The organism is Nonomuraea sp. NPDC050556, assembly GCF_044457355.1.
Lineage (GTDB): Bacteria > Actinomycetota > Actinomycetes > Streptosporangiales > Streptosporangiaceae > Nonomuraea.
This window is the reverse complement of record NZ_JBITGU010000001.1, coordinates 174,139-187,178: the sequence shown is the minus strand read 5'-3', so window position 1 is coordinate 187,178 and position 13,040 is coordinate 174,139. Positions and strand designations below refer to the sequence as shown.

At 70.8% G+C, this 13,040-nt stretch carries 15 protein-coding genes; 5 read left to right on the top strand and 10 right to left on the bottom strand.

The window, feature by feature from the left end:
* Window positions 1–11: 11 nt before the first annotated feature.
* From ACIBG8_RS00935 to ACIBG8_RS00920, 4 genes are all read right to left on the bottom strand, one after another.
* Window positions 12–665, bottom strand: a complete 654-nt coding sequence (locus ACIBG8_RS00935; RefSeq protein WP_397340350.1) for an NRDE family protein — start codon at window positions 663–665, stop codon at window positions 12–14.
* Between the two features lie 13 nt (window positions 666–678).
* Window positions 679–1,443: an SCO1664 family protein gene (locus tag ACIBG8_RS00930; protein WP_397340349.1), complete on the bottom strand. Its 765-nt coding sequence runs from the start codon at window positions 1,441–1,443 to the stop codon at window positions 679–681.
* Between the two features lie 64 nt (window positions 1,444–1,507).
* Complete coding sequence (locus ACIBG8_RS00925) at window positions 1,508–2,056, bottom strand: DUF3090 domain-containing protein (protein ID WP_397340348.1); 549 nt, start codon at window positions 2,054–2,056, stop codon at window positions 1,508–1,510.
* Window positions 2,057–2,065: 9 nt separating this feature from the next.
* Complete coding sequence (locus tag ACIBG8_RS00920; RefSeq protein WP_397340347.1) at window positions 2,066–2,752, bottom strand: histidine phosphatase family protein; 687 nt, start codon at window positions 2,750–2,752, stop codon at window positions 2,066–2,068.
* A gap of 114 nt (window positions 2,753–2,866) precedes the next feature.
* Between ACIBG8_RS00920 and ACIBG8_RS00915 the strand changes: the two genes are divergently transcribed.
* Both ACIBG8_RS00915 and ACIBG8_RS00910 read left to right on the top strand, forming a co-directional pair.
* Window positions 2,867–3,805 (top strand): aldo/keto reductase, encoded by a 939-nt coding sequence (locus ACIBG8_RS00915; protein ID WP_397340346.1) that lies wholly within the window; start codon window positions 2,867–2,869, stop codon window positions 3,803–3,805.
* 108 nt (window positions 3,806–3,913) lie between these two features.
* Window positions 3,914–4,747 carry a hypothetical protein gene (locus ACIBG8_RS00910; RefSeq protein WP_397340345.1) on the top strand — a complete coding sequence of 278 codons (834 nt, stop codon included), beginning with the start codon at window positions 3,914–3,916 and terminating at the stop codon, window positions 4,745–4,747.
* A gap of 185 nt (window positions 4,748–4,932) precedes the next feature.
* On the opposite strand, the gene fabI is transcribed toward ACIBG8_RS00910, so the two are convergent.
* Both fabI and fabG read right to left on the bottom strand, forming a co-directional pair.
* The gene (gene fabI, locus ACIBG8_RS00905; RefSeq protein ID WP_397340344.1) at window positions 4,933–5,697 is read right to left on the bottom strand and encodes an enoyl-ACP reductase FabI; all 765 of its coding nucleotides are present in this window, start codon (window positions 5,695–5,697) and stop codon (window positions 4,933–4,935) included.
* 2 nt (window positions 5,698–5,699) lie between these two features.
* Window positions 5,700–6,395 (bottom strand): 3-oxoacyl-ACP reductase FabG, encoded by a 696-nt coding sequence (gene fabG / locus ACIBG8_RS00900; protein WP_397340343.1) that lies wholly within the window; start codon window positions 6,393–6,395, stop codon window positions 5,700–5,702.
* Window positions 6,396–6,472: 77 nt separating this feature from the next.
* Here fabG and ACIBG8_RS00895 point away from each other — a divergent pair, with 77 nt between their 5' ends.
* Both ACIBG8_RS00895 and ACIBG8_RS00890 read left to right on the top strand, forming a co-directional pair.
* Window positions 6,473–7,966 carry a TldD/PmbA family protein gene (locus tag ACIBG8_RS00895; RefSeq protein WP_397340342.1) on the top strand — a complete coding sequence of 498 codons (1,494 nt, stop codon included), beginning with the start codon at window positions 6,473–6,475 and terminating at the stop codon, window positions 7,964–7,966.
* 2 nt (window positions 7,967–7,968) lie between these two features.
* The gene (locus ACIBG8_RS00890; RefSeq protein WP_397343880.1) at window positions 7,969–9,339 is read left to right on the top strand and encodes a metallopeptidase TldD-related protein; all 1,371 of its coding nucleotides are present in this window, start codon (window positions 7,969–7,971) and stop codon (window positions 9,337–9,339) included.
* Here the strand turns inward: ACIBG8_RS00890 and ACIBG8_RS00885 are convergent.
* Window positions 9,323–10,321: a carcinine hydrolase/isopenicillin-N N-acyltransferase family protein gene (locus tag ACIBG8_RS00885; protein WP_397340341.1), complete on the bottom strand. Its 999-nt coding sequence runs from the start codon at window positions 10,319–10,321 to the stop codon at window positions 9,323–9,325. The genes ACIBG8_RS00890 and ACIBG8_RS00885 overlap by 17 nt on opposite strands.
* A gap of 14 nt (window positions 10,322–10,335) precedes the next feature.
* Window positions 10,336–10,548, bottom strand: coding sequence for a dodecin (locus tag ACIBG8_RS00880; protein WP_397340339.1), 213 nt, complete (start codon window positions 10,546–10,548; stop codon window positions 10,336–10,338).
* A gap of 89 nt (window positions 10,549–10,637) precedes the next feature.
* Here ACIBG8_RS00880 and ACIBG8_RS00875 point away from each other — a divergent pair, with 89 nt between their 5' ends.
* Window positions 10,638–10,961 (top strand): DUF3099 domain-containing protein, encoded by a 324-nt coding sequence (locus ACIBG8_RS00875; protein ID WP_397340337.1) that lies wholly within the window; start codon window positions 10,638–10,640, stop codon window positions 10,959–10,961.
* Between the two features lie 299 nt (window positions 10,962–11,260).
* Here ACIBG8_RS00875 and ACIBG8_RS00870 read toward each other — a convergent pair whose 3' ends face one another.
* Entirely contained in the window at window positions 11,261–12,040 is a 780-nt protein-coding gene (locus ACIBG8_RS00870) for an NTP transferase domain-containing protein (protein ID WP_397340336.1), read from the bottom strand.
* 4 nt (window positions 12,041–12,044) lie between these two features.
* Complete coding sequence (gene moaA / locus ACIBG8_RS00865; RefSeq protein WP_397340335.1) at window positions 12,045–13,034, bottom strand: GTP 3',8-cyclase MoaA; 990 nt, start codon at window positions 13,032–13,034, stop codon at window positions 12,045–12,047.
* Between the last annotated feature and the right edge of the window lie 6 nt (window positions 13,035–13,040).

Here is a 13,040-nt window from a genome sequence, read left to right as displayed (position 1 = left end):
GGGTCACTCCATCAGCGGATGGCGCGCCACCCGCTGAAGTCCTCGAACTCATAACCGACGCCATCCATTCCCAGGGTGAGCAGCGTGACCGACGACGAGGCGTAGACGCGCCCGTCGGGCAGCTCGTGCCTGATGATCAACGCGGACGGGTCGCTGGACGGCGCGTCGGCGGTGAGCCCGTGCCAGTCCTGCGCCGCGGCGAACCTGGGCGCCTGGGCGATGGTGCGCGGGTCGTCCGGGTCGAGGCCGCTGTTGACGATGACGCTCACGCCCTCGGGCAGTACGGCTTCGCTCAGCCGTACCCCGTCCCAGGACCACAGCCGGGTGCCCTCAGGGGTGGCCAGCAGCAGGTGGAAGGGGTCGTAGCGCGTGAGGTCCACGTCCGGGAGGCTCCCCGAGGCCACCGCGCGCAGCGGCAGGTCGCCCCGGGAGATCTTGGTCTGCTCGGGCGCCGGGGTGCCCCGCCCGTTGAGCAGGGCGGCGGCGGTGCGCTTCGCCCGGTCGACCGCCAGCCAGGTGCCGCCCGCCTTGAGGTCGCGCCCGCCGACCACCCCGGGGTATTCGGGCCAGTACTCGCCAGGACCCTCCCAGGGCCGATCGACGAGCTCCTCCCGCACGCCCATGAGGGTCAGCGGCTCGCCCGTCTTCACGATCACCATGCACATAGGACAAACGCTATTAGATCGGCGGCCACGGGATCGCCGGCCAGTCCTCTGAGGGGTAGGGGTGGGTGCCGGTGTCGAGCAGCCGCCGCACCCGCATCCAGGTCGCCTCCACCTCGGCCAGCGTGAGCAGCTCGCGCAGCCTGCGCCCGAGCGAGCCCGACTCGAGCTCGCGCTCCAGCTTGGCCAGCACCGCGACCGCGTCGCGCGGCAGCGTACGGCCGCGCCACTGCCAGAGCACCGTGCGCAGCTTGTCCTCTGCGGAGAAGCACACGCCGTGGTCGACGCCGTAGACGTGCCCGTCGGGCTGGGGCAGCAGGTGGCCGCCCTTGCGGTCGGCGTTGTTGACGACGGCGTCGAAGACGGCCATCCGGCGCAGCGCCGGGTGGCGGCTGCGCACCAGGGCCATCAGGTCGACCTCGGCCTCGGTGTCGATCCAGAGCTGGCACATGCCGGGGCCGAACGGGCCGTCGCGGTGCACGGTCGGCGGCACGATGCGCCACCCGGTGGCCTGCGACACCTCGAACGCGGCGACCTCCCGGGCGGCCAGCGTGCCGTCGGGGAAGTCCCAGAGCGGGCGCTCGCCGCGCACCGGCTTGTAGACGCACGCGGCGCGCTGGGCACCGAGCGTGATGGAGCAGTAGAGGGTCATGTTGGTGGCTTCGACCAGGCGGCCGGCGACCTCCAGCTTGCCGTCGCGCAGCAGTCTGAGCGCGCTGTCGTCGTCGATGACGGGCGCCGGGGCCTGGCTCAGCGCAGGCTCGCTCTCCGGCGCGCTCATCCAGCGCCCCGATCGGTCACGACGATCCACACGGATCTCGCGCGCCGCTGTGTCACGACGATCCTCACGAAGCGACCTCACCCCCGCGGTATCCGTTGAGCCGGACGCAGATGTGCCCCGCCGCGTCCAGCGGCTGCCCGCACAGCGGGCACGGCGGCCGGCCGGCCGCCACAAGTCGTAGTGCGCGCTGCGAGAAGGCCCTGGCCACCCCGGCGGTGATGCGCACGCGCAGGACGGCGGGCTCCGGCCCTTCGAAGTCGTCCTCGTCGACGATCTCCTGGGCCTCGATGACCACCTTGGCGTCTTCCTCGTCCCAGCCGAGCGCCATCGTGCCGACCCGGAACTCCTCGTCGATCGGCTGCTCGAGCGGGCCGTTGTCGGCCAGGTCGGCTGGTGCCAGGGCGGGAACGTGCGCGGTGCCGCCGCTCTTGCGCAGGACCTCGTCGAGCAGCTCGTCGAGCCTGCCCGCGAGCGCTTCCACCTGCAGTTTCTCCAGCGCCACCGTGGTCAGTCTGCCCTCGGCCCTGGCCTGCAGAAAGAAGGCTCGCGCCCCCGGTTGCCCCAAGGCACCGGCCACGAACCGATCTGGTGGGTCGTAGTCGAAGACCGGCATACGCTGACCTTACGTGGTCCCGGGTCCACCGCCGACGGCGGCATCGCTCCCGGTGATGTTTTCTCCCCCGTCTTTCTCCCCCGAATCCTCGGACAGCTTCAAATCCCCCATATCGTTAACCCTGAGAACAAAGGGGCGAATGGGGGTATAGCGAATCACGGTCAGGGCCGCTGGATCAGCAGTAATGCGCTGAAACTGATCGAGATGGAGCCCCAGGGCATCCGCGACGATGGCCTTGATCACGTCTCCGTGGCTGCACGCGAGGTAGACAGCCTTCTCCCCCAGGAGTGCATTCCAGTCCCTGACGGCCTTCACCGCGCGGTGCTGCATGTCCGCCAGCGCCTCGCCGCCGGGGAAGACGGCGGCGCTCGGATGCGCCTGGACGACCTGCCACAGCGGTTCCTTGGCCAGTTCGTTCAGCGGCCGTCCCGTCCAGTCGCCGTAGCCGCACTCGCCGAACCGCTCGTCGGTCTGGACCTCCACCTCCCGCCCCTCGGCCACGGCCGCGGCGGTCTCCTGGCACCGCTCCAGGGGGCTGGACACGATCGCGTCGAGCCGCACGCCCGCGATCCGCTGGGCCAGCGCCTTGGCCTGCGCCTGGCCAGCCTCGCTCAGATGCACCCCCGGCGTCCATCCCGCCAGCACCGGTCCGGTCATATGGGTCAAGCCGTGTCGAGCCAGTAGCAACGTGGTCACACCAGACACCCTACGCAAGCGATCGCTTCACGGGCGGCTCCGCCGTACCCGGGCGAAGACGTGACCCGCCGCCTACCGGAGTTTTGGACAAGGGACCGGTAATCTGGCCAGATCATGGAGCAGCGCTATGTGGGGCGGAGCGGCCTGTCGGTGTCCCGTCTCGGACTCGGCACGATGACCTGGGGGCGTGACACCGACGCCGAAGACGCGGCGGCGCAGCTGCGGACGTTCGTCGAGGCGGGCGGCACGCTCGTCGACACGGCCGACGTCTACACGGGCGGCGACGCGGAACGGCTGCTCGGGCGGCTCGTCAGGGACACCGTCCCCCGCTCCGAGCTCGTCATCTCCACCAAGGCCGTGGTCACCCCCATGGGGCGCAGGCCGCGCGACGCCTCCAGGCGGCACCTCATCGCCGCCGTCGACGCCTCGCTGGCCAGGCTCGGCGTCGACTACGTGGACCTGTGGCAGCTGCACACCTTCGACCCCGAGGTGCCGCTGGAGGAGACCCTCGCGGCGCTCGACGCGATCGTCACCTCCGGCCGCGCCGTCTACGCCGGGGTGTGCGACTACACCGGCTGGCAGCTCGCCGCGGCGGCCGTCGCCCAGCGCGGTAAGATCCCGATCACCTCGGCGCAGGCGGAATACTCGCTGCTGGCCCGCGAGCCCGAGCGGGAGCTGCTGCCCGCAGCCGACCACGTGGGCGCGGGCGTGCTGGCCTGGTCGCCGCTGGGCAGAGGGGTGCTGACCGGCAAATACCGGACGGGCATCCCGGCGGACTCGCGCGCCGCGACGCCGCATTTCGCCGACTTCGTCCGCCCCTACCTGGACGAGCGGTCCCGGCGGGTGGTCGAGTCGGTGATGACGGCGGCCGACGGGCTGGGCGCCTCGCCGCTGGCGGTGGCGCTGTCCTGGGTGCGCGACCAGCCGGGGGTGGCCTCGGCGATCGTCGGTGCGCGCACCCACGCGCAACTCGGCGGGGTGCTGCTGGCGGAGGATCTGGTGCTGCCCAGGGAGATCCGCGAGGCGCTCGACGATGTCTCGTCAACCGAATGAGAGTCCCTTTCGCGTATCACTAATCGATACCGAATCGCAACTTTGCGCCGAATTCGGCCGCGTGTCCATCAAGATTTCGAGCGGCGGACGACGACAGGAGGGGGAGGAATGCGGAGCAGGGCCGCGATCTCGGCAGGATTCCTGGCGCTCGCACTGGCCGCGATCCCCCTCGGCGCCGCGCCCGCTTCGGCGCAGGTCAGCGACTGCTCGCGCGGCGGAGGCTTACTGGGCGGGGTGACCAGCGGGCTGTGCCAGATCGTGGACGGGGTGACCGACGCCGTCGACGGGCTGACAGGCGACGCGACCAAACCGGTCACCGACCAGGTCGACTCGACCACGGGCAAGGTGCTCGACCCGGTGGGCCAGGTGGCGCCCACGGCCCACCCGAGCCCGTCGCAGTCGGGCAAGAAACCCTCCCCCGCCGCCTCGTCCCCCGATCCGCTGCTGCCCGACGGGCTGGACGACGTGTGCCTGCCGGTGCTGGCCTGCGGTGACCAGAGCGTGCTCGGCACGCTGACCGACCAGGACCCGGTGCCGACCGAGCCGGGGCGGCGCGCCACGCCGACCGCCTCGCCCACGCCGACGGCCTCGCGGGAGGCTGAGGTGACGGCCGAGCCGACCGACCAGCCGCCGAACCATCCGCAGCTCATGGAGACGGTGACCGCGACGATCGCCGACGAGCCGACGGCGGACACCGACGAGCCGCACATCGACCTGCTGTGGCCGAACCCGCTGTCGGAGCGGCTGGCGGGGCAGATGCGCGACAAGGAGGTCGTGCGGCCGAGCGCGCCGGACAACGACGCGATCGGGACGGCGCTGACGGCGGCGCTCCTGGCCTCGGCGATCCTGGCCAGCCGCATCATCCAGCAACGCCGCCGCCGCGCCGACGCGGCCAGCATTCCCTTCGACCCGTTGCGTCCTGGTCGTCACAGACTTGCTTAAGGGCCTTTAGGGGTACGGCGGAGCCCCAACATCGCCCGACCTGCCCTTCCCAGGACCGCTTCGGCGCTTCTCTCCCCGTCGTAACGGCGGGACGTGGGAACGCACGGTGAGCGTGCTCCTGGAAGGAGCCCGGCCGTGGTCGGCGGGTGGGGTGTCCCTCGGCTCCGCCGTACCCTATGAAGGGTTTATGCACCGATGGCGTGTACGCCGCCGTCGACGTGGACGATCTCGCCCGTCGTGGCGGGGAACCAGTCGGACAGCAGCGCCAGGCAAGCCTTCGCCGCAGGCTCGGTGTCGTTGATGTCCCAGCCCAGCGGCGCCTTCTCCGGCCAGCTGTCCTCGAACTCCTTGAACCCCGGGATCGACTTCGCGGCCATCGTACGCAACGGCCCAGCCGCCACCAGGTTGACCCGGATCCCGTGCTTGCCCAGGTCCCGCGCCAGGTACCGGTTGCACGACTCCAGCCCCGCCTTGGCCACGCCCATCCAGTCGTAGACCGGCCACGCCTTGCTCGCGTCGAAGTCGAGCCCCACCACGGCCCCGCCCGCCTTCATCAGCGGCAGGCACGCCACAGCGAGCGACTTGTACGAGTACGTGGAGGTGTGCACCGCGGTGGCGACGTCCTCCCACGAGGTGTTGAGGAAGTTGCCGCCCAGCGCCGTCTGCGGCGCGAAGCCGATCGCGTGCACGACCCCGTCGAGCCCGTCGAGGTGCTCGCTCACCCGGTCGGCCAGCGTGCCGAGCTGCTCGGTGGAGGTGACGTCGAGCTCCAGCACCGGCGGCGGCTCGGGCAGCCGCTTGGCGATGCGCTCGACCAGGCTGAGCCGCCCGTAGCCGGTCAGGACGATCTGGGCGCCCTCCTGCTGGGCCAGCTTGGCCACGGAGAAGGCGATGGAGGCGTCGGTGAGGACGCCGGTGATCAGCAGCCGCTTGCCTTCGAGGATTCCCATGTTCAGTGCCCCATTCCGAGTCCGCCGTCGACGGGGATCACTGCCCCGGTGATGTAGGAGGCGTCGTCGCCCGCCAGGAACTTCACGACGCGTGCGATCTCGCCGGGGGCCGCCTGCCTGCCCAGCGGGATGTTCTTGATGATCTCGGCGCCGTCGAGCTCGGCCGTCATGTCGGTCTCGACGAAGCCGGGGGCCACGACGTTGACCGTGATGCCGCGCGAGCCGTACTCGCGCGCCAGCGAGCGTCCGAAGCCGACCAGCCCCGCCTTGGAGGCGGCGTAGTTGGACTGCCCCGCCTGGCCCGACAGGCCGACGACGGAGGAGATGAGGATGATGCGGCCGCGCTTGAGCTTCATCATGGGCCTGATCGCGCGCTTGGCGACGCGGTAGGCGCCGGTGAGGTTGGCGTCGATGACGTCGGTGAAGGTCTCCTCCTTCATCATCGCCAGCAGCGTGTCCTTGGTGATGCCCGCGTTGGACACGAGCACCTCGACGGGACCCTGCTCCGCCTCGACCTTGGCGAAGGCCGCGTCGACCTCGTCGGAGCTGGTGACGTCGCAGCGGACGCCGAACAACCCCTCCGGGGGCTCTCCTGAGCGGTAGGTGACGGCGACGTTGTCGCCTGCCGCGGCGAGTTCGCGGGCGATCGCGAGGCCGATGCCGCGATTGCCTCCTGTGACGAGTACTGAGCGTGCCATGGCACCTGACGCTATCTCCTACCGGCCGGTATGCCCTTGTCCGGGTCGGACAAGATCACAGGGTTAGGATCGTCGACATGGGACAGATCGATCCTGAATTCCGCGCGCTGCCGCTCAGGCAGCTGGCCGACGCGGCGCTGCAGCGCGCCCGCGACCTGGGCGCCGAGCATGCCGACTTCCGCCTCGAGCGCGTCAGGTCGGAGACGCTGAGCCTCTACGACGCCAGGCTCGAGGGTTCCATGGACGCCGACGACCTGGGCTACGCGGTCCGGGTCGTGAAGGGCGGCACGTGGGGGTTCGCCGCGGGCTCCGAGCTGACCCCCGAGGCCGCCGTGAAGGTCGCCGAGCAGGCGGTCAGGGTGGCCGAGGTGAGCGCGCCGATCAACAGGGAGCCGATCGAGCTCGCCCCGGAACCGGTCCACTCCGACCTCACCTGGGTGTCGCCCTACGAGATCGACCCGTTCTCCGTCCCCGCCGCTGAGAAGGTGGCGCTGCTGGCCGAGTGGTCTGCCGGGCTGCTGAAGGGCGCCGACCACGCGAGCGCCCGCCTGCTGCAGGTCAAGGAGCAGAAGTTCTACGCCGACAGCGCGGGCACGAGCACCACCCAGCAGCGGGTGCGCGTCCACCCCGAGCTGAACGTGATGAAGGCGTCGGCCACCGGGTTCGACGACATGTCGACGATCGCCCCTCCGGTGGGCCGCGGCTACGAGTACCTCACCGGCTCCCACTGGGACTGGGCGGCCGAGCTGGCCCAGCTCCCCGAGCTGCTGGCGGAGAAGCTGGCCGCGCCCAGCGTCGAGGCGGGCGACCACGACCTGGTGATCCACCCGTCCAACCTGTGGCTGACCATCCACGAGTCGATCGGGCACGCCACCGAGCTCGACCGGGCGCTCGGCTACGAGGCCGCCTACGCGGGCACCTCCTTCGCCACGTTCGACCAGCTGAACTCGCTGGTCTACGGCTCCCCGGTGATGAACGTGACGGGTGACCGTACGGTCGAGCACGGGCTGGCCACGGTCGGGTTCGACGACGAGGGTGTGGCCGGGCAGAGCTTCGACATCGTGAAGGACGGCGTCCTGGTCGGCTACCAGCTCGACCGGCGCATGGCGCTGCTCAAGGGGTTCGGGCGCTCCAACGGGTGCGCGTTCGCCGACTCCCCCGGGCACACGCCGATCCAGCGCATGGCCAACGTCTCGCTGAAGCCCGCCGAGAACGGGCCCTCCACCGACGAGCTCGTCTCGCGGGTGGAGCGCGGCCTCTACATCGTCGGCGACAAGAGCTGGTCGATCGACATGCAGCGCTACAACTTCCAGTTCACCGGGCAGCGCGCCTACCGCATCGTCGACGGCGCGCTGGCCGGGCAGGTGCGCGACTTCGCCTACCAGGCGACGACCACCGACTTCTGGGGGTCGATGGAGGCGGTCGGCGGCCCGCAGACCTACGTCCTGGGCGGCGCGTTCAACTGCGGAAAGGGCCAGCCCGGCCAGGTCGCCCCGGTCAGCCACGGCTGCCCGACGGCGCTCTTCCGCGGCGTCCGTATCCTCAACACGGTGCAGGAGGGTGGCAAGTGATGATGGGGCCCCAGGAGATGGTGGAGCGGGCTCTCGAGCTCTCCACCGCCGACGACTGCGTCGTCATCGTCGACCACGACTCGACCGCCAACCTGCGCTTCGCCGGCAACACGCTGACCACCAACGGCGTCAGCCAGTCCACCAGACTCACGGTCATCTCGATCGTGGGCGGCGCCACCGGGGTGGTGTCGCGCACCTCGGTGCGCGACGAGCAGTTCCCCGACGTGGTGGCCGCCGCCGACGCGGCCGCGCGCGAGGCGCAGCCGGCCGAGGACGCCATGCCGCTGGTCGAGGGCGGCGTCCCGTCGGCGCACTGGGCCTACCCGGTCTTCCCGACCGACATCGGGGTCTTCTCCGGTTTCGCTCCCGCCCTGGGCGAGAGCTTCGCCGCCGCCGAGGCCGGGGGCAGGAGGTTGTACGGCTTCGCCGAGCACCTGCTCACCTCCACCTTCGTAGGCACCTCCGCCGGGGTGCGGCTGCGCCACGACCAGCCGACCGGCCGCCTGGAGCTCAACGCCAAGTCGGCCGACCTGAAGCGCTCGGCGTGGACGGGCGTGGCCACCCGCGACTTCACCGACGTGGACGTCGCCGCGCTCGACGCGTCGCTGAGCACCCGCCTGGAGTGGGCCAAGAACCGCATCGACCTGCCCGCCGGGCGCTACGAGACGATCCTGCCGCCCTCGGCCGTCGCCGACCTGCTCATCTACACCTACTGGAACGCCGGCGCCAGGGACGCGCTCGACGGCCGCACCGTCTTCGCCAAGCAGGGCGGCGGCACCCGCGTCGGCGAGCGGCTGGCCGAGCTGCCCGTCACGCTGTCCGGCGACCCGTGGGCCGAGGGTGTCGAGTGCGCGCCGTTCGTGATCGCGCACGCCTCGGGCCGCACCCAGTCGGTGTTCGACAACGGGCTGCCGCTGGCGCCGACCGACTGGCTGTCCGGCGGCACGCTGACCTCGCTGCTGCAGACCAGGCACTCGGCCGGGCAGAGCGGGCTGCCGCTGACGCCGGGCATCGACAACCTGATCATGCGCGGCCCGGACGGCGGGCGCTCGCTGGAGGAGATGGTCGCGGCGACCGAGCGCGGCCTCCTCGTCACCTGCCTGTGGTACATCCGGCAGGTCGACCCGCAGACGCTGCTGCTGACCGGGCTGACCCGCGACGGCGTCTACCTGGTCGAGGGCGGCGAGGTCGTCGGCGAGGTGAACAACTTCCGCTTCAACGAGAGCCCGGTGGACCTGCTCGGGCGCATCACCGAGGTGGGGGCGAGCGAGCAGACGCTGCCGCGGGAGTGGAACGACTACTTCACCCGCACGATCATGCCCGCCGTGCGGGTGCCCGACTTCAACATGTCGACGGTCAGCCAGGCGAGCTGAGCGTCAGGGTGCGCACCGTGCCCCACTTCTGACCGGTGACGAGCCTGGCCGTGCCCGCTTCGAGGTCGTAGACGACCGACCAGCGGGTGTGCGCCTGCGCGACGCTCTCCAGCAGGGCCAGGCCGTCCGCCTTGGTGCCGAGGTTCTCGGCCAGGGTGCGGTAGCGCCGGTCGTCGAGGCGGCGCGCCCTGCTGGTGCCCGCCATGGTGAAGTTGGTGAGCACGTTGTCGTCGATGACGTGCATCTTTCCCGCGGTGTACTCCACCACGACCGACTTCCCCGACCTGTCCGCCAGCAGGTAGTGGATCTGCGGGCCGTCGGCGGAGAACTCGATGTTGTAGGTGCGCAGCAGCGCGACGGCCTCGTCGACGTTGGCGGCGCGGTCCAGCATGAGGCGGATGGCGCGGACGCTGCCGACGGTCTTGCGCGCGGGGTCCTTGGCGGGCAGCTCGGCGGTGGGCACCGCGGCCATGCCGACGGCCAGGCCCTTCTCGTTCATGCCGTCGAAGGGGATGAGCACGGCGTGCGCGAGCCGGCGCCGGTCGTCCGGGCTGTTCAGGTCGGGCGGGGTGCTCCGGTCGAGCACGTAGGAGATGTCGGCGAGCGACAGCGAGGCGTAGCCGCCGGGCGGGCTGGCGTGCACGACCATCGCCGGGTTGGGCTGCCAGTCGAAGTTGCGGCCGAGCTCGTGGCCGCGGTGGAACAGCGAGCAGGCCCAGGCGTCGTCCTTGCGCGCCAGCTCCGCGTCGGTGAGCGGGGCCTCGGCGTCGTAGCCGCCGCTGAAGGTCATCTCGTACAGGGGCAGGTCGTCGAGGCGCTTGACGCTGCCCGCCGTACGGGCGACGTCCTGCGCGGTCTGCACGAGCAGGCCCTTCTGGGGCGCCGTCGCCGCCTTGGGCGGCGGCGGCTGGGCCGAGCAGGACGTCAGGGCCGGTACGGCCAGCGTCAGGGCGGCCAGGACGGCGGCTAAGCGGCGCGGCATGCCCAGAGTGTCCCCTATGAGTCCTCCAGGCGGAAGCCGACCTTCATCCCCACCTGGTAGTGGGCGACCTCGCCGCCGTCGATGTGGCCGCGGATCTCGGTGACCTCGAACCAGTCGAGGTGGCGCAGCGTCTGCGAGGCCCTGCGGATGCCGTTGCGTATGGCCTGGTCGAGGTTCTCCCCCGACGTCCCGACTATCTCGGTCACCCGATACGTTCTGTCCGTCATGTTGTCCTCCCTTACCCGAAGGCCATGATCGCATGACCGGGCGTTCCGCGCCCGGGCCCGATCACCGGCCGCCCCCTTGGAGGTCTACGGTGGATTATGTGAAGGGCCGACGCAGGAATCAGGTCGTCCATCAGGTGACGGACGCCCAGCCCTCGCTGTCCGAGGACATCGGCCGACGCGAGAAGAGCTACCTGATCAAGATGGGGATCCGCACGATCTGCCTGATCCTGGCGGTGGTGGTGCCCCTCCCCTGGCCGTACCGGCTGCTGTTCATCGCCGGAGCCGTCTTTTTGCCATACATAGCCGTAATCGGGGCCAATGAGAGAAGTAAGGATGCCCCGCCTCCTACCTTTCAGAGCCCTGAAGCTAACCAAAGCGAGATACCACTCCACCGACGCGAGATCGGGTCGTGACTAAGTCTTGACGCATCCCACGGGTTGTAGGTGTACGCTTTAGACAAGCGCTCCGGTCCCCCGTCGGAGTGCTGGTGCCGGCGTTCCGGGCCCCCGTCGGAACGCCGATGAAGCGACGCCGGGTGGTTTGCCCCCGTAACCACCCGGCGTCGCCCTTTTCCCAGGACTTTTCCTGGACGCCGCGTCTCATAGCGGATCTCCGAGAACGGATAGGGCTTCTTTCCCGAAATCGTTTACAGCCATCCCTGAGTGAAATTCACAGCAAATCCTCAGGTTTGACTTTCTGCGGTAACTGCAGGTCAGCCGTCGGTCAGGGTCTCGGTCGTCGCGCGTTCCCAGTTGTGCGCCAGCGTGGTCAGCCGGGCCACCGCGTCCTCGGGCGCGGTGCCCGCGCCCTGGGCCAGACCGAGCAGGTACGCCGTGAGCGGTGCGGCCGGCCTGGCCACCCCGTGCGCCACCTCCTTGGTCAGGTCGAGGATCACGTCCCTGTCCACCCGCGCGGGGTCGACGCCGAGCTCCTTGCAGGCCAGCGCGGTCCATTCGGTCAGAACGTTCATGTGGGCCTCCTCCAGGTCGTCCATCGTGTCGCAGTCGAACCAGGCGCGTCCCGGCAGCGCCCGCCGTACGGGGTCGAGCGGTCCGAGCAGGCCGTGCAGCGAGTTGCCCGGGTAGCCGTCCAGGGCGCCCCTGAGCTCGGCCGCGGGCCAGACGCTGGTCAGCCACTGCTCGCGGCCGTCGTCGTCGATCAGGACGGCCTTGCCGGCGGCCCTCAGTTCCTTCACGTGCTCCGTACGCAGAAAGGGGAGGTCCGCCGCGAGCAGGACCACCTGCGGAGCCTCGACCAGGGCCAGCCCGGCCCTGAGCGCGGGCACCGGACCGCCTCCCGGAGGGTCCTCGCGGGTCGTCGTGACGCCGGGGAGCCCGGTGTCCGGGCCGACGACGATCACCCGGCCGGCGTCGGGGACCGCGGCGATCACGTGCTCCAGGAGCGTCCTGCCGCCGACGCGGAGAGCGGGCTTGTCGGCGCCGCCCATCCGACGGGCCGCTCCCCCGGCGAGGACGACCGCGTCGTAGGACACGGGGTTAACCGCCGATCGCCGACATCGGGCGGGCCGGCTGGAGGAAGCTCGGGTCGTCGATGCCGTGCCCGGCGCGCTTGCCCTTGACCGCGACGACCCAGCGCTCGGCCAGCTCGTCGTCGGACGCGCCGGCGCGCATGGCCGCCTTCAGGTCCGACTCCTCGGTGGCGAACAGGCAGTTGCGCACCTGGCCGTCGGCGGTCAGGCGGACCCGGTCGCACGCGCCGCAGAACGGGCGGGTCACCGACCCGATCACGCCCACGCGCCCTGGACCGCCGTCGACGGTGAACCGCTCGGCCGGGGCGCTGCCGCGCTCCTCGGTGTCGTCCGGCGCCAGGTCGAAGTCGGCGGACAGCAGCGCCAGGATCTCGTCGGCCGTCACCATGTCGGCGCGGCTCCAGCCGTGCTGGGCGTCCAGCGGCATCTGCTCGATGAAGCGCAGCTCGTACGCCTTGTCCAGGCAGAACCGCAGCAGCGCCGAGGCCTCCGCCTCGTTGATGCCGCGCATGAGGACCGCGTTGACCTTCACCGGCCGCAGCCCCGCCTCGTGCGCGGCGGCGAGGCCGTCGATGACGTCCTCGAAGCGGTCGCGGTGGGCCAGGCGCTTGAACGTGTCGCGGTCGAGCGTGTCGAGGGAGACGTTGACCCGGTCGAGCCCGGCCTCCTTGAGGGGTACGGCGAGCTTGGCCAGGCCGATGCCGTTGGAGGTGATCGACACCTGTGGCCGGGGCTCCAGGGCCGTGGTGCGCTGGACGATGTCGACCAGCTCGCGGCGCAGCAGCGGCTCGCCGCCGGTGTAGCGGACCTCGGTGATGCCGAGCCGTTCCACCCCGATGGTGACCAGGCGGACGATCTCGTCGGCGGTGAGCAGCTGGGCGTTGGGCAGCCAGTCGAGGCCCTCGGGGGGCATGCAGTAGGTGCAGCGCAGGTTGCACTTGTCCGTGAGGGACACCCGCAGATCAGTCGCCACCCGTCCGAACGAGTCTCGCAGCATGGGCGT

What these genes read in the sequence shown, in the direction of transcription:
- ACIBG8_RS00915 (WP_397340346.1), top strand. Translation starts at nt 2,867, where the DNA reads ATGGAGCAGCGCTATGTGGGGCGGAGCGGCCTGTCGGTGTCCCGTCTC.
- ACIBG8_RS00925 (WP_397340348.1), bottom strand. Translation starts at nt 2,056, where the DNA reads ATGCCGGTCTTCGACTACGACCCACCAGATCGGTTCGTGGCCGGTGCC.
- ACIBG8_RS00910 (WP_397340345.1), top strand. Translation starts at nt 3,914, where the DNA reads ATGCGGAGCAGGGCCGCGATCTCGGCAGGATTCCTGGCGCTCGCACTG.
- ACIBG8_RS00895 (WP_397340342.1), top strand. Translation starts at nt 6,473, where the DNA reads ATGGGACAGATCGATCCTGAATTCCGCGCGCTGCCGCTCAGGCAGCTG.
- ACIBG8_RS00890 (WP_397343880.1), top strand. Translation starts at nt 7,969, where the DNA reads ATGGGGCCCCAGGAGATGGTGGAGCGGGCTCTCGAGCTCTCCACCGCC.
- fabI (WP_397340344.1), bottom strand. Translation starts at nt 5,697, where the DNA reads ATGGGAATCCTCGAAGGCAAGCGGCTGCTGATCACCGGCGTCCTCACC.
- moaA (WP_397340335.1), bottom strand. Translation starts at nt 13,034, where the DNA reads ATGCTGCGAGACTCGTTCGGACGGGTGGCGACTGATCTGCGGGTGTCC.
- fabG (WP_397340343.1), bottom strand. Translation starts at nt 6,395, where the DNA reads ATGGCACGCTCAGTACTCGTCACAGGAGGCAATCGCGGCATCGGCCTC.
- ACIBG8_RS00885 (WP_397340341.1), bottom strand. Translation starts at nt 10,321, where the DNA reads ATGCCGCGCCGCTTAGCCGCCGTCCTGGCCGCCCTGACGCTGGCCGTA.
- ACIBG8_RS00880 (WP_397340339.1), bottom strand. Translation starts at nt 10,548, where the DNA reads ATGACGGACAGAACGTATCGGGTGACCGAGATAGTCGGGACGTCGGGG.
- ACIBG8_RS00930 (WP_397340349.1), bottom strand. Translation starts at nt 1,443, where the DNA reads ATGAGCGCGCCGGAGAGCGAGCCTGCGCTGAGCCAGGCCCCGGCGCCC.
- ACIBG8_RS00935 (WP_397340350.1), bottom strand. Translation starts at nt 665, where the DNA reads ATGTGCATGGTGATCGTGAAGACGGGCGAGCCGCTGACCCTCATGGGC.